The following is a 26,960-nucleotide window of genomic DNA, read 5'->3' as shown; positions in this document are numbered from 1 at the left end:
AGGAGTGTGTCATGTCGCTATTGTCGCTTGATGGGCTTGTGACCGAATTCGGCTCCGGCGCCTCCGCTGTGCGCGCGGTCAACGGGCTGAATCTGGAGATACAGCCGGGGGAAATCGTTGCGCTGGTCGGTGAATCCGGCTGTGGGAAAAGCGCGACCTCCTATTCCATTTCCGGTCTGTTGCCGGAGGGACGCGGGCGCGTGAAGGGAGGCACGATCAAGCTCAACGGTCGTGAGATTCAGAACCTGCCGGAACGCAAGATGCGCAAGATTCGCGGGCGCGAGATTTCGATGATTTTTCAAGAGCCCATGACGGCGCTCAATCCGACGATGACTATCGGGGCCCAGGTGGCCGAGCCGTTGGAAATCCACTATGGGCTCAGCCCCCGCGTGGCCCGGGCGCGGGCACTCGATATCCTGCGTCAGGTGAATCTGCCGTATCCCGAGGACAAGATGCGGGCCTATCCGCATCAGTTGTCGGGCGGGCAAAGGCAAAGGGTGGTGATCGCGCTAGCCCTGATCGCCGAACCGCAGCTGATCATTGCTGATGAGCCCACGACGGCCCTCGATGTGACGGTTCAGGCGCAGATTTTGTCGGTTTTGCGGGAGATCAATGAAAGAAACGGCACGGCGATCCTGTTGATTACGCATGACTTCGGTGTCGTGGCCGAGATCGCGCATCGGGTGGTCGTCATGTATGCGGGCTATAAGGTCGAGGAGGGGCGTGTCGAAGATATTTTCGATCGTCCGCGCCACCCCTATACCAAGGCGCTGCTGGCCTCGATGCCCCGTCTGGGGACGAGCCTGACGGCAAGCCAAGAGGACGAACATGTCCGGATCGCGGGCATTCCTGGCATTGTCGAACATTTTGAACCAGGCCGACGGGGTTGCATCTTTTCCGGTCGCTGCGAGCACGCCACCGAATTCTGCTTTAAGGATGTGCCGCCGCTGTCGACCACCAGCGAGAACCAGAGCGTGGCCTGTCACAATTCCGAGGAGCCAGAATGAGCCAGTCCGCCCCAAAGCCTGCCGTGACGTTGCAAGCCAAGGCGCTTGAGGTCGTCGGTCTCAAAAAAGCCTATGCGACCGGCCGCGACCCTGAGACGCGCAAGACGCGTTTTGTCCATGCGCTGGACGATGTGTCTTTGTCGGTTGAAAAAGGCGAAGTGCTTGGCCTTGTAGGAGAATCCGGCTGTGGCAAGACCACGCTGTCACGTGCGATCATGGGGCTGACCGAGGTGGATGACGGGACAGTTTTCGTCAACGGACGCCGTTTGACCAATGCAACCCGAGCCGATCTGCGTAAGATCCGCGAACATATGCAGATGGTGTTTCAGGACCCCTATGCGTCGCTCAATCCCTTGATGCCGGTGCGCAATATTCTGGCCGAACCGATGGCGAATGCCGGACTGCCCAAGGTAGAGCAGAAAGCACGCATTCTCGATCTGGTGTCGCGGGTCGGATTACGCCCGGATCAGCTTGACCGCACCTCCCGCGATTTTTCGGGTGGACAGCGGCAGCGGATCGGCATCGCCAGAGCGCTCGCCCTGCAACCCGATCTTTTGATCTGCGATGAACCGGTGTCTGCGCTGGATGTCTCGGTTCAGGCGGATGTGCTGAACCTGTTTCTGGATTTGCAGCGCGATCTGGGACTTGCCATGCTTTTCGTGACCCATGACATGGCGGTGGTCGAATATGTCTCCCAACGCGTGGCGGTGATGTATGCGGGGATGATCGTCGAAATCGGTCCGACGCGCGACGTAATACACGCCCCGAAACATCCCTATACCAAGGCGCTGATCTCGGCGATCCCGCGCAGCCATCCGGGCATGGAAAAAGAGCAGATCGTGCTGCCCGACAGTTTCGATCGCAACGCCGGCACCGGCTGTCCTTTTGCGCCGCGCTGCCAGATGGCGAGCGAGTTATGCCGGAGCACCCGCCCGCCGAAAATTCAGACGGGTGGGCAAGTGGTGGCCTGTCACATGGTCGAGGCTCAGTAACCCGCGACGATCCCATCCCGGCGGCTGTCCGTGCCGCCGACCAGAACCCCACGGGTCTGATCGACAAAAATCGCATGGCCGCCGCCGATCGGGTGGGTCGAGAGAGCAAGATTATGCCCCTTTTCGGCAAGGCCCGTGCGGATCTCGGGGGCAAGCACCTCTTCAACACTGATCTGGTCTTTCATGCAATGGCTGCGCGGCATGTTCAGCGCTTCCTGCGGGTCGAGTCCTTCGGCGAAAATGCCCTGCGCCAGCACAGCATGACCCACCGGTTGATAATCTCCGCCTGTCACGCCGAAGCTGAGGCTGGGCTTGCCATCCTTGAGCGCCATTCCGGGGATGATCGTGTGCAGCGGGCGCTTGCCCGGGGCCAGTTCGTTCGGGTGACCGGGGATCAAAGAGAACCCGGCCCCGCGGTTTTGCAGGATGATGCCACTTTCCGGTTCGACCAATGTGCTGCCGAAATCGGTGAAAACCGAAGAGATCAGACTGACCGCCATGCCGTCGCGATCCACCACGGTGACATAGGAGGTATCTTTGTGCTCGGGCAGGTAATCGGTGGCCGGGCGTCGCGGGCGCACCGTGTCGCTGCTCACATGGTTCAGCATCCGGGCAAGGGCAGCATCGGAGAGGATGTCGTCGACGGAGCGGGTCATGGCCTCGGGCTGAGCAATCAGATCGTCGCGCAGGGCAAAGGCGATTTTGCTGGCCTCGGACAAAAGGTGATGACCATCAAGACTGTTCAGTGTTGTGTCCGACAGGGCAGTCTCGACCATGCGGATGAGTGCCAGGGCCGACAGACCCTGGCCGTTCGGTGGGCATTCATAAAAGCTTTGCCCATAGGCGTCGACCGAGGCCGGGGGAACGTACTCGCCCTGATGACCGGCAAAATCCGCAAGGGTATGAGCACCGCCAAGATCGCGCAGAAAGCCCACCAGGCGTTCGGCAAAGGCCCCCTGATAGAAAGCGTCGGGTCCCTGATGGGCCACCGAACGCAAAACTGCGCCATAGCCGGGCAGGGCCCAGCGGTCGCCGATCTGTGGCGGCTGGCCGTTTTTCAGAAAATGGCGGGCGGTCTCTGGGCGGGCGATCAGAAGATCGCGGCTTTCGTGCCAGTCGCGCACCACGCGCGGATGAAGGACAAAGCCGTCTTCGGCATAATGGATCCCGGCGGCGAGAACGTCCGCCAGATCCTTGCGCCCGAAATCCCGGTGCAGCCGGCACCAGGCCTCGATTGCGCCGGGGACCGTCACCGAATGGGGGCTGACCCGGGGCACCACCTGATGGCCTTCTGCGCGCAGGGCGTCGGCGGTCAGCGCCATGGGGGGCCGGCCCGAACCGTTATAGGCGTGAAGCCCGGATTTCGGATCGAAAATGAGCGCAAAACAATCGCCGCCCGGTCCGGCCTGCGAAGCTTCGACCACGCTGGTCACGCCCATGGCGGCAATTGCCGCATCCATGGCCGAGCCGCCGGCACGCAGCATATCGTAACCGGCAAGCGTGGCTTGCGGGCTGGGCGCGACGATCATCGCGTCAGAGGCCAGAACGGCCTTTTTCTGTCCGTTCTCGAACCACGGGTCGGATTTCAGGCCAAGCATCTTGGGTCTTTCTTTCAGTCTGGGTGTGTCAGAGCGCCAAAAACAGGTCTCTTGCCCGTTGCAGCGCGGCAAGAATATCGTCGCGGGAGGGGTCCGGATCGCCCGCAGGTAGGGTCCGGTAAACGGCATGGAAAGCGCCAAGGCCGCGGCGGTTGTCCGAGCGCACCGGCAGAGCAAGGGCGGTATAGCCCACGGTGACCTCATCCTGACTGACCGCATAGCCCTGATCCCGGGCGGCCGCGATTTTGGACTCCAGCCGGGGATCGCCATAGCGCTCGGCGATCCCGGCCGGCGACAGGTCGCGGTGGCGCTCCATCAGGACGGCCACCCCGGCGGCACTGGACGCGAGGTTGAGTTTGGAGCCGACCGAGAGATCGTACAGATTGCCCGCCGTTTCATTGGCGCGCGCCAGCATCACCACCCCGTCTTCACCTGCGATGAAAAAGGAGATCGGCATGGCCATGTCCCTGGCCGCGATCTGACAGGCCTCGGTCGCGCTGCGCACAAGATCCGAGCGTTGCATGTAATTGAGGCTGATCGTCAGCGCCGCCGGTCCGAGGAAATAGGCCGAGCCCTGTTTGGTCGCATAATTGTGGCGGCAGAGCGTGTTCAGAAACCGGATTGCCGTCGTGCGCGGAATGCCGAGGGTCTCACCGATTTCAGCGGCGGTTTTACCCTCGGGTTCCGGTGCGAGCTGTCGCAATATGTCGAGCCCCTTGATGAATGAACTGACTTCCGCCATATGCGCCTCACGTCTTCATATCTTTCAGGGCTTTTACATAGGCCATATTGTCGTTTAGTGCTTCAACAAAGCGCAGCGTTCCGTCACGCGACTGGGTCGCCGCATGGCCGGGGCTGTCGGGGGCGGGGTCGACCGACGTCCGCTGATCGTAATATCCAGCCATCTTGATCATGTCCTCGCCCAGAGCGGACCAGAAAGTGGGAACGACCGGACGGGCAGGGATATCGCGGATCAGGGCCTCGGCGGCCTGTTTGCCGGTTTCGGTCGCGTGTTGCACGGAGAGACAATTCATCTCAAAGGTGCTGTCCTCTTCCGGCTCGATGCAATCGCCAACGGCAAGGATATGATGGTCGCCGGTGCGGAACCAACGGTCGATAAGGATTCCCTGCGCGCTCGGGAGCCGGGACTGAAGGGCGAGATCGGTGTTCGGTCGGGCACCTGCGCAGACCAGCACGGCGTCGAACCGGCTTTCTACACCCATGGTACCCAGCACAATCCCGTTGCCCTCGGTGCGGGCCGTGTCCGGCGAAGTGCCAGGGTAAAGCACGACGCCCTCTGCGGAGAGCTTGTCCTCGATCCGGGTCGAGAGCCCCGGGCTCACCTGGCGGCCCAGACAGGCCGGAGCTCGTTCGTAAAGGACGACTTCCAACCCGCGCTGGCGCAGGCCATAGGCGGCTTCCACGCCCAATACGCCACCGCCGATCACAGCGATCCGTGTGGCGACGTCCAGTGCGGCCAGCAGGCGTTCGCCGTCTTCCAGCGTTTTCAAAACGTAAACCCCGGAAAGCCCGTCGAACAGCGGCGGAACGACGGCTTTCGTTCCGGTGGCAAGCACGAGATAGTCAAAGGGAACCCGTTCCCCTGTGCTCAGAGTGATGGCGCGGTCGACCCGGTCGATGGCTGTGACGCTGGTCTGGGCCCTGACCGTGATGTCGGCTTTTTCCAACAGGATCGGGCTTTTGAACACGGGTACGTCGCCGGTGCCTGGCAGAAGCTTTTTCGAGATCGAGGGCACGTCATAGGCGACATTGGCCTCTTCGGTGAAAATCGTGATCGGGCCGGTATAGCCGAGTTTGCGGGCATGGAGTGCAAAACTCACGCCCGCATAAGAGGCCCCGACGATGACGAAGCCGTCAGAATACATCTTCATCCTCCGTCACGGTGAGGGTGAGTGAGGCCAAACCTTTCGGCGCGTCGATCTGGCAGGACAGGCGATAGCCCTCCGCGACCGTGTGCTCCGTCAGTGCCGCGATCGTGGCCGCCTCTTCTTCGGACGCAGGCGGCAGAAGATCGCGGTGTTCCTCGGCCACCAGCACAAGGCAGGTGGCGCAGGACATGCAGCCCGAACAGTCGCCATCGATGCCATCGACGCCGTTCTCGACGAAAAACCGCATCAGGTTGGTGCCGTCCTCGGCGTCAAGCACCTCTTTGGTGACGCCCATGTTGTCTTGGATTGTGATCTGAACCATGATCGCCTCACACTTTCTGCATCTCGGCGACCTTTTCCTTATAGGCGGCCACCCAATCGAGATTTTTCGGCGCAAGGAAGGTGCCGGAGCGCAGGTTGTGGCTCAGGGCGACATCGGTTTGCACCTCGGGCAGGACGCCTTTTTCGGCATAGGCGCGTGCAGCTTTCAAAAGCCGTCGGCGTGTCCGGGCGACCATGATGTCGCTCGGGGCCATATGTTCGAATTCACGCGGGACGAGGGCCCCCATGCTTTCGACCATGGCCTGGTCTTGACCGACGACGGTTTCGATGCCGCTCCAATTGTCGCTTTTCTGCGCTGCGCGGTCGATGAGGTAATCGTTCGAGGCGCGGCGTTCGCCACGGAACCGGCCAAACCAACCGGCGTCATTGGGGATCATCGGAACCCCAGTGCCGGCGGCGTCGATCTCAAGCCCCGGAATGGCCGAACCATCCTTGCGGGTGCGCAGGGCCTCTTCGCGTTTCTTATAGGTGACAACGACGACCATCGTGTGCGTGTCGTCCATCGGGACGTTGCAGGTCACGACCATGTTGTCTTCAAAGGTGCCGTCCGGGAACAGGGTGAAGAACGGGAACTGGAAGTGTGAAAAGCGGTAATGGGTCATATCGTCCTGCGGCGCGGGACGAAAGGCGCAATAGGTGGTGCCCCATTGGGCGTCCTTGCAGAAATACTCCGGCGCACGGTCGAGCACGGAGGCCGCGTGAATGTTGTCGTGATCGACATCTTCGTCATCCACGAGACCAAGGTGCAGAAAGCCGAAATGCGAGGTGTCGATGTCACCCTCGGCCGATTGCAGCCAGTTGCATTCGCGCTGCATGAGGAAGATGTCCACCTCGTTTTCCGGTAGCATCAGCGCGTCGATTTCGGGCAGGGGGGGGATGCTGGCCGGGTCGCCCATGAAAACATAGACCAGCCCGTTGCGTTCGCGCACCGGATAGGCTTTGGCCTTCACTTTGGGGGAGAAATCGAACTTGTCCGGGACGTTCGGCATCTCAAGGCAATTGCCCTCGACGTCAAATTTCCAGCCGTGATAGGCACAGCGCAAGCCGCTTTTCTCGTTACGCCCGAAGAACAGCGAGGCGCAGCGGTGCGGGCAGAGATGATCGAGCACGCCGACCCGCCCCTCGCTATCGCGAAAAGCGACAAGCTTTTCTCCCATCAGCATAAGCCGCATCGGCGCCGCATCGGGTTCAAGCTCGCGTGAGGCGCAGGCTGGTATCCAGAACTGGCGCATGAAATTGCCCATGAGTGTGCCGGGTCCGATGAGCGAGAGGTCTTGATTGTCTTTTGTGCTGAGCATGTGATTTGTCCGTATTGTGAACATTATTATCTTTAAATGGACATTTCAGGAAAAGCTGTACGGGAGTCAAAGATTTTCTGCTGAAATCTCGCATGCGGACTTGAGCTGCACAAAAAATGCCCGATACCGGAGGGAAACGCGCATTTTGCATGGTGCACAGTAGAGGTGAGTTCAGGAAAACCCGACAGCCATTCCGACCGTTGCCAGACACATCGGTGCGACTTCCGCAAGAATGTGGCGTTGGCGCATGTGGAATGCGCTTACGGTCAGAAAAAGCGCGAGCAGGGCGTAGATCGCCAGCGTCAGGAGCGTCAGGTACACGAAAGTCACGGCCCAGAGGCTCAGAGGCGCGGGGGTGATCCCCTGAGGGCTCAGAAGGGGCAAGGCCGTGTCTCCGCACACCCCTGCGCCGTTCAGAAGGAAAAGCGCGCCGATCACAAGTGTCATCGAGAGATGTGAAAGCATATGAAAGCTTTCGAGCGCGGATGTCGCTGCGACAAAGCTGTGCGCCGTCAGACCGACCAAAAGCACCATGCCCAGCCAGATGAGCGGCAGACTGCCACTCATCGCAAATGTCATCGCGGCAAGCCCGAGCAAGGGCTCGATCCGGCCCCGACCCTGCCGGGTCAGGACGCAGGCCGCCGTTCCGACAGAGGCCAGGGCCAGCAGGGCGATGTGATAGCTGGTCATCGTCGTGGCCTTAGTGACAGCGGGTCTTGTTCGACCGACAGCACTGCGCGCCGTTCGGATCGGCCGGTACATCCAGCGTCGGGTTGCGGTCGAAGAAGTTTTCGGGCCGCATTCGGAAACCGGTGTAATCGACCGGCATCACCGGCCAGTCCTCGATCCGCGGAAAATGGGTCATGCCGAAAGTATGCCAGACCACAAGATCGGTGTTCTCTACCGAGCGATTGGCCGCAGCGTAAGACGGCAGGCCCGCGCCTCCGGGATGCTGGTTCGGAGTGTAGCCCGCGGCCCACATCTCATCTCGATCAAAGGCGGTGACCCAGAGCGTCTTGGTCGCGAATGCCGCACGCCCTGCGATTGAGGAGCGCGGGTCTGCCATCAGAAGGGGCGAGTTTTCTGGTGCGATGACATACGCCGTAGGATCGCCCAGCCGGTTCTTGCGATGCGACGAATTGATCCGCCAGATCCGCCCGACCTCGCCCTTGGCAACGCGTTGCGCCTGGGCTTCGGTTTCCAGCGGCGTGATCACGCGGCGGAACGCGTTGCCAACGGGGTTCCCGTCGCCCATCGGAACGCTGGCCACATCGATTTCCTCGACCAGATTGTCGAGACCATCGATGGCGAAATCGAGTCGGGCCGAGAACAGGTGCTGGTGCTGGGGCGCGCCGAGGCGCGGGGCCATTTCTGTGGCCCATTCGTAGTCTCCTTCGGGGCGTCCGGAGGTGAAAACGATGCCGGTTGCCTTGCATTCCAGCTCGATCGTGCCATCGAGGTAGAAATACCAGTAGAACCCGTAATCGTAATTGCCCACAGTGACAAAGAAGGACACGACAAGTCGGCGCTGGCGGCGCACATCGGATCGTTTTGCGATGAAATCACTGTGTTTCCAAAGCGTGCCGTAATCCTCTTCATGAATGCAGACGGCGTTCTTGATCTCGAACGGGTTGCAGAAATCGTCCACCACCACGGCGTCGAGATAATGAATTTCCCCAAGACAGTCGCAGCCCAGAACCAGCGAATTGGCAAGCCGCCCGTATTGGTATTCCCCGGCGTCGAAATAGTTCTGCCACTCGTGGCTCGGGGTCGGTTCGCCGTAAGGTACCACCATTTCCGACACAGAAGCGCGGCGCAGGATCGAGCGGTCTTCGGCCCCATCGCGGAAGGTGATGTCATGCAGCGTCAGCCCCTCGCGCCCGTTGAAACCGGTCCGGATCGACCAGTTTTCCCAGCGCAGAATATTGTCCTTCATTGTAAAGGACGCGCCTTCGGGTTGCAGGATGTTCAGCGGCTTCATCGTCTCGCGCGGGGAAATCGACGGGGCGATATAATCGCCGCTTTCCTCGGGGATGTGTTCATAGCCGGTGTCAATAAACCGGAGCACTTCTCGGGTATCGAGATCGACATGACAAACGACGCCGTCGACAGGGTGGCCCCAAAGCTCATGGCGTTTGTCTGCGTCGGGATAGTAAAAACTCAGAACTCGCAACATGCGCCTGCCGGTCTCGCCGCCGTAATCAAAGACACCGGCCGACAGCGGACAGCAAAAGACGTTGTTGAGCTTGGTGATCCCGCGCTTGGCCAGGGCCTCGACATAGCGGGGGTCGGATTTGCAGATCTCGGCGGCGGCATCGTAATCCTCATCGAGCACGGGGCCCCAACCGTCTTTGGCCGGGTCCAGCGCGTGCTCAAAGATCACCGTGCCCGCCGGAATGTCGACCACGACCTCGGTCAAGGCCTGACTTTCCATATCCATCAGAAGCGCCCCGATTTCGCGCGGGACTGGCGCGCCCGGGCGGAAAGTGTCGACCGTCTCGCGCGTGGGCTCGCGCAGCATGACGTAGGAATAGCGCATCGTCTCGCCGCCAAAACCCGCCTCGGCAAGGATCTCTTTCAGGCGCAGAATTTCCTGTGGCGTGATCGGGTCGAGCGGGTGTTTGACGGTCCAGTCGGGGAGGGAGGAGAGGTAGGTCATTTTATCTTTCGTGCGTATCGTTCTTTCGCAGAATTGTGCGCGGGGCGCGCTGTTCTGGGAATTGCAGATAGCGACAAAAATTCGATAATTTATGCCATCTTGTTTTAACCCGACCGACGCGTGGAGGGCGCCTCGCCCGTCCAACTGCGATAGGCACGCCAGAAGGCGGTGTTGTCTGCATAGCCTAGGGCATGGGCCACATCGGACATACGTGCGCCGGGGGCTTGGAGCTGTGTTTCAGCGATCCGCATCCTTTGGTCCCGCAGGATTGTGCGCAGGCTGGTGCCTTCGGCGGCAAGGTGCCGTTGCAGTTTGCGCGGCGACAGGCCCAGCATGGCCGCGACCGAGGCCAGCGTGCAGGGTTGTTGTCCCAACTGATGTGCGATGACGCTTTCCACCCGGCTTTGCATCGGGGCGTCGGCAGCCTGCGACAAAAGTAGGTCTTCGATGTGGCGCTCGATGACGGCGATGAGGGGTTTGTCTTCGTCGCGATAGGGAAGATCCAAATCTTCGGGCGCGAACAGAAGCCGGTTCGCGGCTTGTCCAAACCGAACCGGAGCACGAAAGATCCTTTCCAGCCGCTCGACGCCAACAGGAGGCACATGGGCGAGATGCACCTCAAGCGGTGCCCAGCGGGAATCAAAGCTCTGCCGGATCAGGTGTGTGGTCGATGACAGCGACAATTCCGTATCCTGGGGCCAGATCTGGCGCCCGAGGCCGGTAATCTGATAGCTCAGGGAAAACAGATCCCCCATCGGTTCAAAGCGCATATCGGACGCACTTTGCAGGGCGGATAGCCTGAGGACGTAGCGGTTGATCCCACGCCGCATGGTGGCGGACTGCAGCATCAGAAGCCCTGCGGGGCCGAGGTCCGGGGCTGACAGGCTTTGCCCCAATTCCGCGCCCAAGACAGGGTTTTGCAACCGTTTGGAGAGCTCCTCCAGAAGCTCTAAAAAGCTCAGAAGCGGGATCAGATCATAGGGCCCGAGATGTGCCGCGTGCGCGAGATCCGTCTTTTCTAAGGTGTCAATGAATTCCGGTCTGGCGCTAAAGAGGCGCTGTAGAGGTGCAAGTGCCAATGCCCGCAAGGACGGGGTTTCGACGATGTTCTGTGAGTCTATATGCTTGGGCATTCGCTTTCACATCCGTGGCGACAGACGTGCCTTGTTGGTCGGAACATGTCTTATGTCAGAACTGTGCGCTGTCTGCTCTGCGATCACCGAGCTGTCGCGGATTTTGCTGGAGGCCATTCAGTCAGTTTGGTGCTATCTGCTCCGGCGACAAAAAACAACTGGCGGTCACCAAATGCGTTCAGCTCTTCCTGCGCAGCAGTCTTTGCACACTCTTCCTCGCGCTGCTTTATCCAGGCGGTCGAAGTGGGGCGTCTGTCAAAAGTCTTCGTGTCGTGCTAGACGGTGCCCTCGCGCATCACTCGTACATGTGTCCTGTAACTATGACATCTATCTTTGCGTTTGCGTGTGGTGATCGCGTCCATAAAGGTCTCCCCGTTTGGTCCACGAGATTGTATTTGGTCCATAACGAGCGGTAACGAGACGAACTGTAGGTGCTTTGAAGTGGCTGAAAAAAATACAAAACAAGACACACTCTCGGCCGCCCGCCTGTCCGTCGCCCCGATGATGGACTGGACGGATCGTCATTGCCGGTATTTTCACCGGCTGATGTCGCGGGAGGTTTTGCTTTACACGGAAATGGTCACGGCGCCAGCGCTTGTGCGCGGTGGAGCGCTGCATTTGCTCGACTATAATGCCGAGGAGCATCCCGTGGTGGTGCAGCTTGGCGGATCGGAGCCCGAAGAACTGGCGGAGGCGACGAGGCTTTGTGTCGCGCAGGGCTATGACGAGGTGAACCTCAATGTCGGTTGCCCGTCGGACCGGGTGCAGTCTGGCTGTTTCGGGGCGGTTCTGATGAAATCGCCCGATCTCGTGGCGGCGTGCGTGACGGCGATGCAAGAGGCGGCGGGGGTGGTGCCGGTGACGGTGAAATGCCGCATCGGGGTGGACGATCAGGAGCCGTCCGAGGTGCTGCCGGCCTTCCTCACGAAAATGCGCGATGCGGGCGTCACCCGGATCACGGTACATGCGCGCAAGGCCTGGCTCGAAGGGCTGTCTCCGAAGGAGAACCGGGACATTCCGCCTTTGGATTACGAGTTGGTGCATGAGATGAAACGCGCCTTCCCGGAATTGCACCTGTCGATCAATGGCGGTGTGCAAAGTCTTGAAACCGTGGAAGAAGAACTGCGTTCTATGGACGGCGTGATGGTCGGACGTGCGGCCTATCATCAGCCTTATGATATTCTGGGCACCGCCGATCAGCGGATTTTCGGTCATACGACCGACCCGCTCAGCCGTCACGACGTGGCCCTTGCGATGGAGGACTATATCGGGCGACATATCGCGGCGGGTGGCAAGCTTGCTCAGGTGACGCGGCATATGCTCGGGCTTTTCGCGGGCCAGCCGGGGGCGCGGCGCTGGAAACGGGTGCTCTCCGAGGGCGCGCATAAGGACGGCGCGGGGTTCGGGTTGGTGCGCGAGGCTTTGCCGCGCTAAGGCACTTCAGTTTTTTCGATAATGCATTGAACAGGATAGGGATTTATGCCGTAATCCGGTTATCGTCTGGCCGGATTTTCCGCCCTGTTATAGTGACGTTTATTTTGCGAGGTCCGGGTATGGACGATCTTGTTTTGAACACTGTTGTTACTCCGCCCTTCGGGACGCTCCCGCATGTGCGCCGCACGTGGTGCCGCAGGAGCCTTTGCGAGAGGTCTGTCTCATGACCCGTCCGATCACGTTCCTCCTGCTCCTGATGTGTTTTACCTTGTCCGGCTGTGAGCGCTATGTGTCATGGAACCAGAAGCTGACGCTGCATTTCTCGGTGCCCGGTGGCACAAAGACGGCGTCGAGTGTGGTGCATGTGACCTGGCGCCATCCGGAGTACGTTATGCGGAGTTTTGTGCCCGGCGGCGACAATTGGCACAACGATCTGAAAGGAGAGGCCGTCGTCGCGGAGCTTGGCGAAGGGCGGTATCTTTTCGCGCTGATCGACGGGCAAAGCTCCATATTGCGCGGGAGTTTGGCCGATGCGGATGCGGTGCAATACGACCGCGATGGAGGCTATCCCCGCTATGCGCTTGCGCTGAGCAAAGCCGCCCGGGATCAGACCGGGCCGCTGGACGTGCCGCGCGCGCGGTGGCCCCGGCTGGTGACCTTTTCCGACATTGCCGACCCGACGAGCGTGGCACTGGTCGACCCGGATGATCTCGCCGCCAGCTTCGGTGCGGGCTCCGCGCTTGAGGCAGTGACCGTGGAAGTGACGCGGGAACCGGTGACCGAGGGGGTGGTCGAGGGGGGTATTGGGGTGGCTTGTCCATGCGAACTACATCACACCGCCTGAACAGCAACCCGAATTCGGCGATGAACAAACAGAAGAGCAACGGCTGATGCCGAGTAATTTTATAGACTGGCGAACGTTGCGGGACAGACGGGAAGGAATTTCTAAATGACTATTTCCAAAGATCTTTTCCTCTCGATACTCGCTATGGATTCTTACAATCGTGGTTACAATGCGGGTGCAAACTGGAGGCTCCGATGAACAAGTCAGGACTTTCCCGCCAAGACGTGACCGCCGCAAACAAGGCTGCGTGGGATGCCTCGGCACCTTTCCATGAGACCGGCCCGGAGTGGCAGGCGCTTCTGAAAGCCGCCGCAGAGCCGGGGTTTTCGGTGTTTGACGCGACGATGACGAAGGCGCTCGGCGCGCTCGATCTCACGGGCAGGCGCGCGGTGCAGATCGGGTGCAACAATGCCCGCGAACTTTTGTCTCTGGCGGCCTTCGGGGCGATCCCGGCGGCAGGGATCGACCAGTCGGAACGGTTCCTCGATCAGGGGCGGCGTCTTGCGGCGGCGGCGGGGCAGGCCCCCGCGCTCATCACTGCCGATATTTACGATCTGCCCGAGGGGATCGGGACCTTCGATCTGGTTCTGATCACCATTGGCGTTTTGAACTGGATGCCCGATCTGTCGCGGTTTTTCGAGATCGTCGCCTCCCTGATGTCCCCCGGCGCGCAGCTTGTGATCTACGAGACCCATCCGGTGATGGAAATGTTCGATCCGGATGCAGAGCGCCCGCACGAGCCGAGCTTCAGCTATTTCCGGACCGAGCCGCAGGTGCAGGACGCGGCAATCACATATGACGGGCAGGATCATGGCGCGGGGGCGACGAGCTATTGGTTCCTGCACACGATGGGGGAGATCGTGACCTCCTGTGCCCGCGCGGGGGTGCGGATCGACAGCTTGCAAGAGTTTGGGCACAGCAACCGTGAGCCGGAATATGACATCTACGCCGGTCGCGCGGCGCAGATTCCGATGTGTTTCATCCTGACCGCGACGCGCGAGGTCTGAGCCTTACTCCGCCGCGTCCTTGCCGCCTTTCCCGATCCGCCCTGTCTCCGGGTGCTCGGGTTCCACCTCTATCACACTTTCGGGTGTCGCAGGAGGCTGCTCCACCGGGCGCTGTCTCTGAACGGTTTGCGAAACGCGTTCCGCATCGAAGCTTTCGGGGGCGGCCCAACTGTCGGCACCGGTGGTCCAGACGAACTCCGGGTTCTTTGCGCGTTTGGCTTCGCGACGCAGCCGGTAATCTTCGGCGGCGGCACTCTGGATGCCCATGTGGGTCATCAAGCGCATGACGGCATGATGGACGAAGACCCAGAACCAGACCCGTGCCGCCAGCATCGCAGGCGTGAAGACCAGCGTCAGAACGGTGGCGATGCCGAGGCCGAAGACGACAGCGGTGGCGAGGTTGGTCCAGAACTGCGCGGTGGGCGAGTTGATCGTGTAACCGCCGCCGAGAAAGTCGAGCGAGACCGCGAACATCATCGGCGTGAGTCCCGCCATGGTGGTGATCGTTGTCAAAAGCACCGGGCGGATGCGGTCTTCGGCGGTGCGGATGATCGCTTCGATCTTCGGCATGTAGCGGGCGTATTCCTGATAGGTGTCGATCAGCACGATGTTGTTGTTCACCACGATCCCGGCCAGCGCCACGACGCCGGTGCCGGTCATGATCATGCCGAAGGTCATGTCCATGACCATGAGGCCGATGAGCACGCCCGCCGTGGACATGACGACCGCGAGAAGCACCAGAACCGAGTTGTAGAGCGAGTTGAACTGCGCCAGCAGAATGATGAACATGAGTGCCAGCGCGGCACCGAAGGCCTTGCCGAGAAACGCGCCGGTTTCCTTTTGCTCTTCATCGTCGCCGGTCCATTCCCAACTTATGCTCTGAGGCAGAGGGTTTTCGCTTTCCAGCCAGTCGGTCAGGGTCTCGATCCGCTCGGTGGCGGTGATCGTCACACCGTCCTCGCGGGTCATACCACTGTCCACCGCCGCTTTCACATCGTAATAGCGCTGCTGATCGACGCGGGAGATCGAGGCGAGTTTTGCCACCGGCTTGCGGGTGATGAAGTTCGACAGGGGCACCAGCCCGTCGTTGGTGCGGACCTTGAGCGTGTCCAGCGTCGAGAGCACCCGGAATTCCTCGGGCAGGCGCACGCGAATCTCGATTTCCTCATCCGAACTGTCGACCCGCATCGTGTCCAGAAGGATGCCGCGGGTCACGAGCTGTATCATGCCGCCGACGGTCGCCACATCGGCGCCGAAGCGACCGGCTTTCTCGACATCCACGTCGATCTGCCAGTCGATGCCGGGTAGGGGGCGGGTGTCTTCGATATCAGCCAGTGCGGCCGTCTCCTCGAACTTGGCGCGCACGATTTCGGTCGCCTGTTCCAGTGTGTCGAAATCGTCGGCCTTGAGCCGCAGATGCACGGGTTTGGCGGAGGCCGGTCCCATGGAGAGGTTCAGCGTCTCGGTGTAGATGCCGGGAAGTTGTGCCAGTTTTTCTTCGAGCTGGGCCAACACGTAATCGCCGTCATATTCGGCGCTGACATGGGTGTTCTCGAAAAACAGAAACCCGTCCTCGGTCGTAGTCGGGCGGTCGTCCCAGGGGATTAGCTCGACCTGAATCTGTCCGATGGTGTCACGCGGCGCGGCGCCCCCGCCGGTGTTGGCGTTGAGCCCGCCGTCGCCCGCGAAGACAAAGGCGTTGTCGACGCCCGGCTGGCTCAGCACGATGTTTTCGGCCTGACGCACCAGCGCGTCCTTTTCCGCGACTGAGAGGTTGCCGCGGGCTTTGATATAGATGATCGCCTGTTCGGGCTCGGTAGCGGCGAAGAACTCGACGCCTTTATTGTGCGAGCCGTAATAGATAAAGACCGATGCAACTGCCGCGATCACGGCGAAGATGGTGACGGGAGGCATGACCGGATTAGCGGTGATGAACTGGATCACATGGCCGAAGGGCGTGCGTTTGTAGCCTGCATCGACCCGTTTCGGTGCTTTCTGCCAGCGCAACGAACCGAGGGTGATGGAACTGAGCGAACCGCCGAGGAAGATCAGCACAAGCGCGGCGAGGTAGATCTCGCGCAGGAATAGGAACATGCCTGCGCCGAGAAGGGCAAGCGAGACCGCGGCGAGGCTGAGCCGCAGCGCACGCGAGGTGTGATCGTGCAGCAGATCGGAAATCTGACTATAGAACCGTGCAATACGCCCGGTGACGCCGCCCATGACCGGCAGGTAGATCAGCGCCACGATCAGGGAGGCGGAGAGCACGAAGATGATCGTGACCGGCAGCATCCCCATGAATTCGCCCGCAACCCCGGGCCAGAACAGCATCGGCAGGAAGGCGCAGAGCGTGGTGGCGGTGGAGGAGACAATGGGCCAGAACATGCGTTTCGCGGCCTCGACGAAAGCGGTCATCGGGCCTTCGCCCTCGTCCATCTTGCGGTCGGCATATTCCACCACGACGATGGCCCCGTCGACCAGCATGCCGACGGCGAGGATCAGGCCGAACATGACGATGTTGGAGATGGTGATGTCCATCAGCCCCAGAAGGATGAAACACAGAAGGAAAGAGGTCGGGATTGCGAAGCCGACCAGAAGCGACGAACGGATGCCAAGCGCGGCCAGCACCACGATCATCACCAGAGCAATGGCGGTCAGAACCGAGCCTTCGAGTTGGCTCACCATCGAAGACACTTGCGTCGACTGGTCGTTCGAGGTGCCGACCGTGATCGCCTGTTGCAGGCTCTCGGGCCAACTCTCGTACTCGGCCTGCACGGCCTCTTTCACCACGGCCACGGTGTCGATCACCGGGTAGCCCTTGCGCTTGACGATCTGCAAGGCCACGGTGGTTTCGCCGTTGAAGCGTGCCGTGCCCTCGCGATCCTCGAAGGTCAGGCGAATGTCCGCCAGATCGCCCAGCGTCACCACCCGGTCGCCATTGACCTTGACGGGCAGGGCCATGACGTCGCGCTGATCGCTGAAACTCGACGGGATTTTCACCGAGAAGGTGCCCTGATCGGTCTCGATCTCGCCCGCCGCTACAAGCTGGTTGTTGTTGGTGACGACGCTGATCAACTCGCCCGCCGTGACATTGTAGCTCTCAAGCCGCAGCGGGTCGATTTCGACCTCCAGCATCTCGTCGCGATGTCCGGTAAGCTGTGCCTCCAGCACGGGCTCAAGCCCTTCGAGCCGGTCTTGCATCTGCTTGGCATATTGCACCAGCGTGCGTTCGGGCACCGGGCCGGTGAGGTTGACGATAAGGATCGGGAATTCGGAGAAATTGACCTCCGAGATCATGTAATTGTCCGCCCCATCGGGGAAATCCGCCTGCACCCGGCCCATGCGGTCGCGCACGTCGGCGATGATCTTGGTCTTGTCCCAGCCGAATTCGAATTCGAGCCAGATGCCCGCGTAATTCTCCGCCGCTGTCGCCGACATGGTGTCGAGCCCATCAAGATCGGACAGCTCCGTTTCCATCGGTTTGACCAAGAGCTTCTCGGCATCCTCGGCGGAAATTCCGGGGAATTGAACCGACACATAGAGGCCGGGGATTTCAATGTCCGGCTCGCCCTCTTTCGGCAGGCTGACATAGGCGTAAGCGCCCGCGATCAGGGTGAGCGCCACGAAGGCGAGGATCATCCGGGCGTGACGCCCGGCCCAGTCGACGAGGCCAGTCATTGTTCGGTCTCCGTCTCGGTGGTGTCCGCGAAATGCGGCTCGATCAGCACGCCTTCGCGCACGAATTCCTGTCCGACGGTGATGATATCGGCCTCTTCGGGCAGCCCGGCGACCCAGATGCCCTCTCGCGTGTCGCGCAGCACCTTGACGGGCGCGAAGATCACAAGATTGTCGGGCCCGACAAGCCGCAACCCGATCAGCCCGTCATCGTTGAGCGTCAGAGAAGACTGCGCCACCAGATGCGCCTTCTCGCCCTCGGCCCGGATCGCCAGTTCGACGGTCTGGCCGTCGCGAATGGCGAAATCGGGGTTCGGCACCTCGACCTCGACGCGGAAAGTGCGGGTGGCGGCATCGGCGGAGCGGGCGAGATAGGTGACCTGCCCAGTGACGGTTTCGCCGGAGATCAGCCGGGCACCGGCGAGCGCGCCGATCCTGATTTCATCGACCTCGGTCTCGGGTGCATATCCCACGAGCTTCATCGGATCGAGCTGGATCACCGTCGCACAGGCCGCGCCCGCCGACAAAAACGTCCCGAGTTCCGCCGTGTCGCTTTCCAGAAGTCCCCCGAAGGGTGCTTTGATTTCAAGGTTTTCGATGTCGCGCTCGGCTTGTGCGAGGGCGGCACGGGCACTTTCGACACCGGCTTCGGCGGAAAGGATCTGGGTTTCGGAAGCATAGCCGCCCGCCGCGAGTTTGCGGGCGTTGCCCAGGGCAACCTCTGCCTCAGCCAGCGCCGCCTGAGCCTGTGCCAGTGTGGCGTCGCGCGTGCCCCGGTCGATCTGGCACAAAAGCTGCCCGGCCTCGATCTGTGCGCCCTTGCGCAGGGGCTCGTTAACCACTCGGCCAGTGGTTTCCGCCGTCACCGTGACCTCGCGTGCCGCTTCCGTTTCACCACGCAGCACCACGGTGCTGTCGAGAGGCTCGGCAAGTGAATGGCGGGCGACGACGGAAACCGCATGGGCCTCCGAGCGGGCCTTTTCGGCGGGAGGCGCGAATTCGGCTTCGGACTGCGCGGTCCCGGGGGCGTCCGCCGGGGTGCTATTCAGCCGGTCGCGTTCGAAGATGAACAGGTAGAGCGCGGCGGTCACGAGTAGGGCGATGAGAAGGGAGGCGATGCGCATGTGTCTCTGCTGTCCTTATGGCGCCCTTTCTGGGCGGGCTGTCCTGGGTCCTGTCGTCCTCTCGGCGTGCCCCGGATCGCATGTCGTACCAAGTTTATCACAAAGGACGGCGCGCGATACTGTCGGGATCACAGTCGTGAGAGTTAATAGGATTAACATTGCGGCCAAGATGGGCAAGACCTTGCCTTATCACAAGGGGAGAGGATGGATAAAAACGCCCAATAGGGGATTTTTTTCTATCTTCGTGCCGAAGTGTGGCCACTTTTGCCCAAAGCTGAGCAATCCTGCACAGTGTGCCCTTCCGGATCGTGAAACAGGCGTTGCGCGCGGGTCTTGGCATTCCTGCGAAGTTCGGGGTAAGAGAGGGCAGACGTTTGAAACACCATCCCGCACGGCGCGGTCAGGGGGCGAGAGTGAGCCATACCGATAGTTTTATCGAGGAGGTGACCGAAGAGGTCCGCCGCGACAAGTTCTATGCTTTCCTGAAGAAATACGGCTGGATCGGCATCGTGGCGGTGCTGGCGCTGGTGGGTGGCGCGGCCTGGACCGAATATTCCAAGGCGAAAGAGCGCGCGGCGGCACAGGCTACGGGCGATGCGATCACTGCTGCTCTGGGTGCTGAGACGCCCGCAGCGCGGGCAGAGGCGCTGGCCAATGTGGCGACCACGGGTGAGGCGCGGATTGCCGTCGCCATGCTGCGGGCTGGCGAGTTGCATGCGGCGGGGGATGTGAAGGGCGCGCTGGCCGTTCTTGCGCCGCTGGCGGCCGATGACATGCTCGATCCGGCCTACCGCGATCTCGCGGTGCTCAAGACGGCCATGATCGGCGCCGGAGAGATTGCGCCGGAAGACCGCATCAGCCAGTTGGCGGGCATCGCCAGTCCGGGTGCGCCGTATCGGTTGCTGGCCGAGGAACAGATCGCCGCAGCGCAGGCGGAGATGGGCGATAAACAGGCGGCGATCGACGGTTATCGCGCGATCTCGCAGGATGTGGATGCAAGTAATGCCTTGCGTCGGCGCGCCGCTCAGATGATGGTGGCCCTTGGGGCCGATCCCGCCGAATAACGGCTGCGTCAATCAGGTGCAGGATGCGGGATTGCGTTGGGTTAAAGCAGGGAGTGCAGGGATGATCGGGCATACGGGCAAGGCTGGGCTTTTCATGGCGATGCTGGCGCTGACGGCCTGTGGTGCCGGGCGGGAGCAGATTTTGCAGGGCACCCGGCTCGATCCACGGGATGGTTCCGTGCTGTCGTCTGCAAGCTCCGGGCCGGTGGTGAACCGCGCCGAGAAGATTTCTCTGGGCACGCCGGTGGCGCGCGATGCCTGGACGATGACCGGGGCAGGGCGCTTGCACGCTTCCGGCCATAACGCGTTTACCTCTGGTACGCCGGGCCTCCTTTGGACTGCGGAAATCGGGCAGGGCAAGACCCGCAAGGCGCGCCTGACGGTCGATCCGGTGGCCGCGTCCGGCATTGTCTTCGCGATGGATTCGGCGGCACGCGTGACGGCGGTCTCCGCCAGCACGGGCGGGCAGGTCTGGTCCGTCGATCTGACGCCTGCGGGCGAGAAGAGTGGCAAGGTTTTCGGCGGCGCTCTGGCGATTTCCGGCAACACGCTCTACGTCACCACGGGTTATGGCGACCTTGTTGCCCTCGATGTCGCGACCGGGGGGGAGCGCTGGCGTCAGCGTCTCGAAGCTGTGGGCGCGGCGGGGCTGTCTGTCTATGACGGTCTGGCCTATGTGGTTGCGGGCGACGGTCAGGTCTGGGCGGTGCAGACCACGGACGGTCGTGTGAAATGGCAGATTGCCGGTCCCGAATCCATCACCTCGCGTGCGGGTGCCACCTCGCCTGCGATCGGTGACAAATTCGCAGTGCTGCCGTTCTCGTCGGGCGATCTCTACGGGGTGTTCCGTCAGGGCGGCGTGCGCTACTGGTCCGCTTCTCTTGCCGGTCAACGCAAGGGCGTTGTGTATGCCAATGTCTCCGACATCACCTCCGATCCGGTGATTGTCGGCAATCGCTTCTATGTCGGGAACCAGGCCGGGCGTTACGCGGCCTTCTCGATGGAAACGGGCGAGCGCGTCTGGACCGCAGATGAAGGGGCTTACAGCCCGGCCTCGGTGGTGGGGGGCTCTGTGTTCATCGTTACCGACCGCAACGAGCTGGTGCGCCTGTCGGCCTCTTCGGGAGATCGCATCTGGGGTGTGCAACTGCCCTATTACACCACGGATAAGGCGCGCAAACGCAAGGCGGTCTTCGCCCATTACGGCCCGGTGGCTGCAGGTGGCAAGATGTGGGTGGCTTCGGATGATGGCGTTTTGCGCGGGTTCGATCCGGTCTCTGGCGCGCTGGTCTCGCGTGTCGACTTGCCGAAAGGCGCAGCCTCCGACCCGATCGTGGTGAACGGGGTGATGTATCTTCTGCTTGAGGACGGATCGCTTGCGGCATTGCGTTGAGCGGTTGTGTTCGGTTTGATTGGTGATGCGGTAAATAATGTAACGGAATGAAACAGCTCGATCTTCCACCGGACCAGTCGATCAGGGATAAGGTTGCCGTTCTGGAACGGGCGTTGTTTCTGCCGAACCGAAGGCGCAAGGCCACCTGGAGATACTGGGGCGGAGTGCGTAGCGCTGATGGCTCCGAACACCCATATGCGACGGGATGGCACTACCCGAAAGACCGGGCGACGATCATACCCGAAGACTATCCCCTGCCCGAAGAGATCCCCTCTCTGGAAGGGGATTTTCTTTATCTTGGCCATTATCCCGCAGGCTTCGGCCATTTCCTTCTCGAAAGCACCGCCCGGCTCTGGCATCTGCGCATGCAGGACAAGGCCTTTACCGGGGCGCTGATGCTAAAACCGCGCAAGCTCGACGAAAAGATCGTGGAGCGGCAATTGCAGGAGTTTGCCGAGCTTTGCGGGCTGGAACTGCCACCGCTGATCTGGCCCGACGGACCGGTGCGCTTGTCGCGGCTGACCGTGCCGCAACAGGGCAGCGGGGCACTCGATCTGATGTTGGGAGCGCCGGAATATCGCGACATGATTGTCGGTCGCTTTGCCGCGGATGTGCCTGCGCAGGGGGCGAAAAAGATATACATTTCCCGCAGCGGTCTGGACTCGGCCCACGGCTCTCTGATCGAGGAGGACAAGCTCGAACGGCTGCTCGTCGCGGAAGGTTTTGAAATTTATCACCCGCAGGACCACAGTTTCCGCGACCAGATCGGGCAATACAAGGCGGCGGATGTGATCGTTGGGGTTGATGGATCGGCCTTTCATGCGGTGTCTCTGGTGAGTTGGTTTTCCGAAAAGACCGTTGCGATCATCAAGCGCCGACCCGCGATCGAGGCGGAGTGGCAGGCCCGGCAACTGTCGCAATATGGCGCGGCGCGGGTCGGGGTTGTGGCCTGTGACGAGACCGCATGGTCGCCGGCGGGCGTGCGTCGCGCGGCGCTGTCGATGTTCGGGACCTTGTCCTTTGCTGCGGCGGGGCGGGCGCTTCATGATCTTGGCGCGATTGCGCATCCCGAGGCCTGGCAGGACACGCCTGAGGCTGAGAGGGAGGCGCAGATCAGGGCCATTGGCGCGCAACTTGGCTGCGATATGTGTGAGGTACGCACCTCCGGGACATCGCTCGATCACCTGCCGCCGCGCCAGAAACCCGATGAGATCCGCCTGATCGGAGTGGCCGAGCGCATGGCGCTGTCCGAGGCGCGCTGAGGCCGGTCGGAAGGCGCATCGCAGAGTTTCCTCTGGACAGGCGGATGCAAAAAGGTATACCCCGCAGGGTCAACTCCGGAGCGTTTCATGTCTTTTTCACTTGCCATCGTCGGCCGCCCGAACGTGGGAAAATCGACCTTGTTCAACCGTCTGGTTGGCCGGAAGCTGGCGCTTGTCGACGACCAGCCCGGCGTGACGCGCGATCTGCGCGAAGGCGAGGCGCGCCTTGGCGATCTGCGTTTTACCGTGATCGACACGGCGGGGCTTGAGGAGGCGACCGACGAGAGCCTTCAGGGCCGGATGCGCAAGCTGACCGAGCGCGCCGTGGATATGGCTGACATTTGCCTGTTTATGATCGACGCGCGTGCGGGTGTGTTGCCCGCCGATGAGGTGTTCGCCGACATTCTGCGCAAGCGGGCGAAACATGTGATCCTCGCGGCGAACAAGGCCGAGGGGCAGGCGGGGGAATCCGGTCTTCTCGAAGCCTTCTCTCTGGGCCTTGGCGAACCGCTGCGCCTCTCCGCCGAACATGGCGAGGGCATGCCGGAGCTATATGCCGTGCTGCAACCGTTGGCCGAAGAATTTGACGAACGGGCCGCCGCCGAAGCGCCGGAGGTTGATGTCGAACTGACCGAGGAAGAACAGGAACTGGGCGAGGGCGAAGATGTGGGCGGTGCGTCTCGCGAGTTCACCCGCGACAAGCCGCTGCAAATCGCGGTTGTCGGACGTCCGAACGCGGGCAAATCCACGCTGATCAACAAGCTTCTGGGCGAAGATCGGTTGCTCACCGGGCCAGAGGCCGGGATTACTCGTGACTCGATTTCCGTGACCATGGACTGGAACGGCACGCCGGTGCGCGTGTTCGACACGGCAGGGATGCGCAAGAAGGCCAAGGTGCAGGAAAAGCTCGAAAAGCTCTCCGTCGCCGACGGGCTGCGCGCGGTGAAATTCGCCGAGGTCGTGGTAGTTCTGCTCGACGTGTCTATCCCGTTCGAGCAACAGGACCTGCGCATTGCCGATCTCGCGGAGCGCGAAGGTCGCGCGGTGGTGGTTGCGGTCAACAAATGGGACACTGAGGACGACAAGTCGAATAAGGCGCGCGAGCTGCGCGAAGAGTTCGCACGTCTCCTGCCACAACTGCGTGGTGCGCCGCTTGTCACCGTCTCGGCGATGACCGGCAAGAATTTGGACAAGTTGCAGGAAGCGATCCTTCAGGCGCACGCGGTCTGGAACCGGCGCGTGTCGACCTCGCGCCTGAACAACTGGCTGGGCGCAATGACCGAAGCGCACCCGCCGCCCGCACCGGGCGGTCGGCGCATCAAGCTGCGCTACATGACCCAGGTGAAAGCCCGCCCGCCGCAATTCGTGGTGATGTGCTCGCACCCCGAGGAGCTGAACGACAGTTATAAACGCTATCTGATCAACGGTTTGCGCGAAGATTTCGACATGCCGGGCACGCCGATCCGGTTGTTCTTCCGCTCGCAGTCGGACAAGAACCCATACAAGAACAAGACAAAATCCACGCCCTCGCGGTTGCGTAAACACCTTGGCAAAGACCGCGCAGACGCGCCGAAGGTCAAAAAGCAGCGACCGCCGAAGAAGTGAGAAAAGCGCTGACGCGCTTCGCTTCGCGGAGGATATTTGAAGACGAAAGAAGTGGGGCGTTGCGCCCCTCTTTTTGCATTACAGATCGAGGTCAACCCAGATCGGGACGTGATCCGAGGGTTTGTCCTTCGCCCGCACATGGGCGTCGATTTGGCAATCGGTCAGAAGATCGGCGGCTTGGGGCGACAACAGGAAATGGTCGATGCGGATGCCGTCGTTTTTCTGGAACGCGCCCGCCTGATAGTCCCAGAAGGTGAAGGTCTCCGGCGCGCTGTTGCGCAGGCGCAGCGCGTCATAGAGACCGAGCGCCGTGAGGCGGCGAAATTTCGTGCGACTTTCGAGACGGAACAGCGCGTCGTCCTTCCACGCCTCGGGGCGTTTGGCGTCTTCCGGCTGCGGGATGAGGTTGTAATCGCCCGCCATGAGAAAGGGCTGTTCCTCTGCCAGAAGCTCTTGCGCGCGAGCGGTGAGGCGGTCGAACCATTTGAGTTTATAGTCGTATTTCGACCCCGGAACGGGTTGGCCAGTGCTGTCGAGATCGACCGGGTTGCCATTGGGCAGGTACAGCCCGCAGATGCGGATCGCGCCTTTGTCGCCGACCACCGTCGCTTCGATATAACGCGCCTCTTCGTCATCGCCGCCGTCGCGCCCGTTGCCTTCTGCACCGGCCAGGCCGCGGGTGACATCTTCGAGCGGGAGTTTGGACAGGAGCGCCACACCGTTGAAGGACTTCTGACCATGGGTTTCCACATTGTAGCCCATGTCCTCGAAAATCTCGCGCGGGAAATTTTCGTCCATGGATTTGATTTCCTGAAGGATCGCCACATCCGGTTCGGCCTCTTTCAGCCAATCCGTGAGCGCGCCGACGCGGGCCTTGATGCCGTTGATGTTGAAGCTGGCGATTTTCATGAGGTCTCCTTTTTTCGGGGTTCTCCCTCTTTTGCCCCTTTGTAGGGGGCTTAGCCCTTGTCGGCAATGGCCCGTCCGGCCGCGGCTGCGGACGCCCAGGCCCATTGGAAATTGTAGCCGCCGAGCCAGCCCGTGACATCGACCACCTCGCCGATGAAATAGAGACCCGGAACGGTTCTCGTTTCCATGGTTTTGGACGACAGCGCATCGGTATCCACGCCGCCAAGTGTCACCTCGGCGGTGCGGTAGCCTTCGGACCCGGTGGGTTTGAGCGTGAGGCCGTGCAGCCGCTCGGCGAGCGCTTGCAGCGCCTTGTCCGACTGGTCGGCAAGATTTCCGGTGAGGGCGAATTTCTCCGCGAGTGCCTGTGCAAGTTTGGCGGGAAACAGTGTGGCAAGCGCGGTCTGAATCTGGCGACGACCGTTCTCCGTGCGGGCCGCTTTCAGGACCTCGAAAGCATTGAGAGACGGCAGGAGATCGACGGTGATCGCATCGCCTTCGCGCCAGTAATTCGAGATTTGCAGGACGGCAGGCCCGGACAACCCGCGATGGGTGAACAAAAGCGCCTCATCGAACGATGTGCCATTCGCACAGACCCGTGCTTCGACTGCCGTGCCCGCCAGTGGAGCGATCCAGTCGAGCTCATGCGGGGCGAAGGTCAGGGGGACAAGGCCGGGTCGGGTTTCGGTCACCGGCAAGCCGAATTGTGCAGCGATCTGATAGCCGAGACCCGTCGCGCCCATCTTCGGGATCGACTTGCCACCGGTGGCGACGACGAGGTTGCGGCAGATGACGGGACGCCCCGAAAGCGTTAGGCGAAAGCTGCTTCCGTCATGCACGATCTCATCGACGGTCGTCTCCAGACGGATTTCGGCGGCGCGGGCCTCCGCGAGAAGCATCTCGACAATGGCCGCGGATTTGCCGTCGCAAAACAGTTGCCCCAGAGTTTTCTCATGCCATGTGATGCCATGGCGGGCCAAGAGGTCGATAAAATCCCATTGCGTGTAGCGCGCCAGCGCGGATTTGGCGAAATGCGGATTGCCGGAGATATAATTCCCGGCCCCGGCATAAAGATTGGTGAAATTGCAGCGCCCCCCGCCGGAAATGCGCACCTTCTCCGCCGGGCGTTTGGCGTGATCGACCACGAGCACCGACGCGCCTTTGGCGGCGGCAAAGCCTGCGCAAAACAGCCCTGCAGCGCCTGCGCCCAGAATGATCGTGTCGACATGTTCCATGTCGGGGTTTGATCAGGCCATGCGGCTTAATGCAAGCGGGGAAAAGATCCTGCGCGGGGCCACCATAGGGCCGCAGCGAAGCGGAGACACATACGGTTGAGGTGACGTTTACATCGAAAACGACACGCCACAGCCGCAGGATGCGGTGGCGTTCGGGTTGTCGATCACGAAACGTGCGCCGATCAGCTCTTCGGTGAAGTCGATGGTGGCATTTTCCAGAAAGGGCAGGGAGACCGGGTCGATCACCACAATACCGCCATCACCTTTCAGAACCACATCGTCATCGGCGGGCTCATCGAGCGTGATGTCATATTGAAAGCCGGAACAGCCGCCGCCTTCAATGGCGACGCGGAGCGCCTTGTTCTCGCCGGTCATTTCGTTGATTTCAGCCAGCCGTGCATAGGCGCGGTCGGTGACTTTCGGCGGCAGGGTCAGGGCCATGGTGTCTTTCCCGGGCGTTCAGGCTGAAAAAACAGCCGGTTATTGTGAATTT

Annotated in this window: 22 protein-coding genes; 9 read left to right on the top strand and 13 right to left on the bottom strand. The window is 61.3% G+C overall.

Going from position 1 to position 26,960, the window contains the following annotated elements:
* Positions 1-11 precede the first annotated feature (11 nt).
* Together C8N42_RS04120 and C8N42_RS04115 are read left to right on the top strand one after the other, a co-directional pair.
* On the top strand, positions 12-1,007 hold the full coding sequence (locus tag C8N42_RS04120; protein WP_107815275.1) for an ABC transporter ATP-binding protein: 996 nt from the start codon (positions 12-14) through the stop codon (positions 1,005-1,007).
* Complete coding sequence (locus tag C8N42_RS04115; RefSeq protein ID WP_107815274.1) at positions 1,004-1,999, top strand: ABC transporter ATP-binding protein; 996 nt, start codon at positions 1,004-1,006, stop codon at positions 1,997-1,999. Before C8N42_RS04120 ends, C8N42_RS04115 begins: the two co-directional genes overlap by 4 nt.
* On the opposite strand, the gene C8N42_RS04110 is transcribed toward C8N42_RS04115, so the two are convergent.
* The 8 genes from C8N42_RS04110 to C8N42_RS04075 all read right to left on the bottom strand — a co-directional run bounded on the left by C8N42_RS04110 (position 1,993) and on the right by C8N42_RS04075 (position 10,918).
* Positions 1,993-3,597: a gamma-glutamyltransferase family protein gene (locus C8N42_RS04110; protein ID WP_170109191.1), complete on the bottom strand. Its 1,605-nt coding sequence runs from the start codon at positions 3,595-3,597 to the stop codon at positions 1,993-1,995. The two genes, C8N42_RS04115 and C8N42_RS04110, sit on opposite strands and share 7 nt — an antisense overlap.
* A gap of 28 nt (positions 3,598-3,625) precedes the next feature.
* Complete coding sequence (locus tag C8N42_RS04105) at positions 3,626-4,339, bottom strand: IclR family transcriptional regulator (RefSeq protein WP_107815272.1); 714 nt, start codon at positions 4,337-4,339, stop codon at positions 3,626-3,628.
* A 7-nt stretch (positions 4,340-4,346) separates the two neighbouring features.
* The gene (locus tag C8N42_RS04100) at positions 4,347-5,483 is read right to left on the bottom strand and encodes an NAD(P)/FAD-dependent oxidoreductase (protein WP_170109190.1); all 1,137 of its coding nucleotides are present in this window, start codon (positions 5,481-5,483) and stop codon (positions 4,347-4,349) included.
* Positions 5,473-5,808, bottom strand: coding sequence for a 2Fe-2S iron-sulfur cluster-binding protein (locus C8N42_RS04095; protein ID WP_107815270.1), 336 nt, complete (start codon positions 5,806-5,808; stop codon positions 5,473-5,475). The genes C8N42_RS04100 and C8N42_RS04095 overlap by 11 nt, the downstream gene beginning before the upstream one ends.
* Before the next feature lie 7 nt (positions 5,809-5,815).
* Positions 5,816-7,126, bottom strand: coding sequence for a Rieske 2Fe-2S domain-containing protein (locus tag C8N42_RS04090; RefSeq protein WP_107815269.1), 1,311 nt, complete (start codon positions 7,124-7,126; stop codon positions 5,816-5,818).
* A gap of 171 nt (positions 7,127-7,297) precedes the next feature.
* Positions 7,298-7,816 (bottom strand): hypothetical protein, encoded by a 519-nt coding sequence (locus C8N42_RS04085; RefSeq protein ID WP_107815268.1) that lies wholly within the window; start codon positions 7,814-7,816, stop codon positions 7,298-7,300.
* 10 nt (positions 7,817-7,826) lie between these two features.
* Positions 7,827-9,785 carry a primary-amine oxidase gene (locus tag C8N42_RS04080; RefSeq protein ID WP_107815267.1) on the bottom strand — a complete coding sequence of 653 codons (1,959 nt, stop codon included), beginning with the start codon at positions 9,783-9,785 and terminating at the stop codon, positions 7,827-7,829.
* Between the two features lie 104 nt (positions 9,786-9,889).
* Positions 9,890-10,918, bottom strand: coding sequence for an AraC family transcriptional regulator (locus tag C8N42_RS04075; RefSeq protein WP_107815266.1), 1,029 nt, complete (start codon positions 10,916-10,918; stop codon positions 9,890-9,892).
* A gap of 441 nt (positions 10,919-11,359) precedes the next feature.
* On the opposite strand from C8N42_RS04075, the gene dusA reads away from it, so the two are divergent.
* The 3 genes from dusA (at position 11,360) to C8N42_RS04060 (ending at position 14,203) form a co-directional block, all read left to right on the top strand.
* Positions 11,360-12,352 (top strand): tRNA dihydrouridine(20/20a) synthase DusA, encoded by a 993-nt coding sequence (gene dusA, locus C8N42_RS04070; RefSeq protein ID WP_107815265.1) that lies wholly within the window; start codon positions 11,360-11,362, stop codon positions 12,350-12,352.
* 223 nt (positions 12,353-12,575) lie between these two features.
* Positions 12,576-13,196, top strand: a complete 621-nt coding sequence (locus tag C8N42_RS04065) for a hypothetical protein (protein WP_107815264.1) — start codon at positions 12,576-12,578, stop codon at positions 13,194-13,196.
* Between the two features lie 194 nt (positions 13,197-13,390).
* Complete coding sequence (locus tag C8N42_RS04060; RefSeq protein WP_107815263.1) at positions 13,391-14,203, top strand: class I SAM-dependent methyltransferase; 813 nt, start codon at positions 13,391-13,393, stop codon at positions 14,201-14,203.
* 3 nt (positions 14,204-14,206) lie between these two features.
* Here the strand turns inward: C8N42_RS04060 and C8N42_RS04055 are convergent, their stop codons facing one another.
* Positions 14,207-17,878 carry an efflux RND transporter permease subunit gene (locus C8N42_RS04055; protein ID WP_107815262.1) on the bottom strand — a complete coding sequence of 1,224 codons (3,672 nt, stop codon included), beginning with the start codon at positions 17,876-17,878 and terminating at the stop codon, positions 14,207-14,209.
* Positions 17,875-18,999, bottom strand: coding sequence for an efflux RND transporter periplasmic adaptor subunit (locus C8N42_RS04050; protein ID WP_107815261.1), 1,125 nt, complete (start codon positions 18,997-18,999; stop codon positions 17,875-17,877). The genes C8N42_RS04055 and C8N42_RS04050 overlap by 4 nt, the downstream gene beginning before the upstream one ends.
* Positions 19,000-19,412: 413 nt before the next feature.
* On the opposite strand from C8N42_RS04050, the gene C8N42_RS04045 reads away from it, so the two are divergent.
* The 4 genes from C8N42_RS04045 to der all read left to right on the top strand — a co-directional run bounded on the left by C8N42_RS04045 (position 19,413) and on the right by der (position 24,323).
* Complete coding sequence (locus C8N42_RS04045; protein WP_107815260.1) at positions 19,413-20,063, top strand: hypothetical protein; 651 nt, start codon at positions 19,413-19,415, stop codon at positions 20,061-20,063.
* Positions 20,064-20,124: 61 nt separating this feature from the next.
* Positions 20,125-21,456: a PQQ-binding-like beta-propeller repeat protein gene (locus C8N42_RS04040; RefSeq protein ID WP_107815259.1), complete on the top strand. Its 1,332-nt coding sequence runs from the start codon at positions 20,125-20,127 to the stop codon at positions 21,454-21,456.
* 47 nt (positions 21,457-21,503) lie between these two features.
* A complete protein-coding gene (locus tag C8N42_RS04035) occupies positions 21,504-22,718 on the top strand; it encodes a glycosyltransferase family 61 protein (RefSeq protein WP_107815258.1) in 1,215 nt (404 codons plus the stop codon).
* An 87-nt stretch (positions 22,719-22,805) separates the two neighbouring features.
* Positions 22,806-24,323 (top strand): ribosome biogenesis GTPase Der, encoded by a 1,518-nt coding sequence (gene der, locus C8N42_RS04030; RefSeq protein WP_107815257.1) that lies wholly within the window; start codon positions 22,806-22,808, stop codon positions 24,321-24,323.
* A gap of 78 nt (positions 24,324-24,401) precedes the next feature.
* On the opposite strand, the gene xth is transcribed toward der, so the two are convergent.
* The 3 genes from xth to C8N42_RS04015 all read right to left on the bottom strand — a co-directional run bounded on the left by xth (position 24,402) and on the right by C8N42_RS04015 (position 26,908).
* Positions 24,402-25,232, bottom strand: coding sequence for an exodeoxyribonuclease III (gene xth, locus C8N42_RS04025; protein ID WP_107815256.1), 831 nt, complete (start codon positions 25,230-25,232; stop codon positions 24,402-24,404).
* A 50-nt stretch (positions 25,233-25,282) separates the two neighbouring features.
* Positions 25,283-26,467: a BaiN/RdsA family NAD(P)/FAD-dependent oxidoreductase gene (locus C8N42_RS04020; protein ID WP_107815255.1), complete on the bottom strand. Its 1,185-nt coding sequence runs from the start codon at positions 26,465-26,467 to the stop codon at positions 25,283-25,285.
* 108 nt (positions 26,468-26,575) lie between these two features.
* Complete coding sequence (locus tag C8N42_RS04015) at positions 26,576-26,908, bottom strand: HesB/IscA family protein (protein ID WP_107815254.1); 333 nt, start codon at positions 26,906-26,908, stop codon at positions 26,576-26,578.
* Positions 26,909-26,960 lie beyond the last annotated feature (52 nt).

Origin of the sequence: Celeribacter persicus (genome assembly GCF_003050785.1) — a bacterium.
In the GTDB taxonomy this organism is placed as follows: Bacteria; Pseudomonadota; Alphaproteobacteria; order Rhodobacterales; family Rhodobacteraceae; genus Celeribacter; species Celeribacter persicus.
The sequence above is the reverse complement of the archived record's forward strand: the minus strand, read 5'-3'. Positions and strand labels throughout refer to the sequence as shown.

Excerpts from the sequence above, each read along its gene's own strand:
- C8N42_RS04090 (WP_107815269.1), bottom strand. The coding sequence starts at position 7,126 with ATGCTCAGCACAAAAGACAATCAAGACCTCTCGCTCATCGGACCCGGC.
- C8N42_RS04015 (WP_107815254.1), bottom strand. The coding sequence starts at position 26,908 with ATGGCCCTGACCCTGCCGCCGAAAGTCACCGACCGCGCCTATGCACGG.
- C8N42_RS04055 (WP_107815262.1), bottom strand. The coding sequence starts at position 17,878 with ATGACTGGCCTCGTCGACTGGGCCGGGCGTCACGCCCGGATGATCCTC.
- C8N42_RS04110 (WP_170109191.1), bottom strand. The coding sequence starts at position 3,597 with ATGCTTGGCCTGAAATCCGACCCGTGGTTCGAGAACGGACAGAAAAAG.
- C8N42_RS04095 (WP_107815270.1), bottom strand. The coding sequence starts at position 5,808 with ATGGTTCAGATCACAATCCAAGACAACATGGGCGTCACCAAAGAGGTG.
- der (WP_107815257.1), top strand. The coding sequence starts at position 22,806 with ATGTCTTTTTCACTTGCCATCGTCGGCCGCCCGAACGTGGGAAAATCG.
- C8N42_RS04020 (WP_107815255.1), bottom strand. The coding sequence starts at position 26,467 with ATGGAACATGTCGACACGATCATTCTGGGCGCAGGCGCTGCAGGGCTG.
- C8N42_RS04060 (WP_107815263.1), top strand. The coding sequence starts at position 13,391 with ATGAACAAGTCAGGACTTTCCCGCCAAGACGTGACCGCCGCAAACAAG.
- C8N42_RS04115 (WP_107815274.1), top strand. The coding sequence starts at position 1,004 with ATGAGCCAGTCCGCCCCAAAGCCTGCCGTGACGTTGCAAGCCAAGGCG.
- C8N42_RS04040 (WP_107815259.1), top strand. The coding sequence starts at position 20,125 with ATGATCGGGCATACGGGCAAGGCTGGGCTTTTCATGGCGATGCTGGCG.
- C8N42_RS04075 (WP_107815266.1), bottom strand. The coding sequence starts at position 10,918 with ATGCCCAAGCATATAGACTCACAGAACATCGTCGAAACCCCGTCCTTG.
- C8N42_RS04050 (WP_107815261.1), bottom strand. The coding sequence starts at position 18,999 with ATGCGCATCGCCTCCCTTCTCATCGCCCTACTCGTGACCGCCGCGCTC.
- C8N42_RS04120 (WP_107815275.1), top strand. The coding sequence starts at position 12 with ATGTCGCTATTGTCGCTTGATGGGCTTGTGACCGAATTCGGCTCCGGC.
- C8N42_RS04080 (WP_107815267.1), bottom strand. The coding sequence starts at position 9,785 with ATGACCTACCTCTCCTCCCTCCCCGACTGGACCGTCAAACACCCGCTC.
- C8N42_RS04035 (WP_107815258.1), top strand. The coding sequence starts at position 21,504 with ATGAAACAGCTCGATCTTCCACCGGACCAGTCGATCAGGGATAAGGTT.
- C8N42_RS04085 (WP_107815268.1), bottom strand. The coding sequence starts at position 7,816 with ATGACCAGCTATCACATCGCCCTGCTGGCCCTGGCCTCTGTCGGAACG.
- C8N42_RS04065 (WP_107815264.1), top strand. The coding sequence starts at position 12,576 with ATGACCCGTCCGATCACGTTCCTCCTGCTCCTGATGTGTTTTACCTTG.
- C8N42_RS04100 (WP_170109190.1), bottom strand. The coding sequence starts at position 5,483 with ATGTATTCTGACGGCTTCGTCATCGTCGGGGCCTCTTATGCGGGCGTG.
- xth (WP_107815256.1), bottom strand. The coding sequence starts at position 25,232 with ATGAAAATCGCCAGCTTCAACATCAACGGCATCAAGGCCCGCGTCGGC.
- C8N42_RS04105 (WP_107815272.1), bottom strand. The coding sequence starts at position 4,339 with ATGGCGGAAGTCAGTTCATTCATCAAGGGGCTCGACATATTGCGACAG.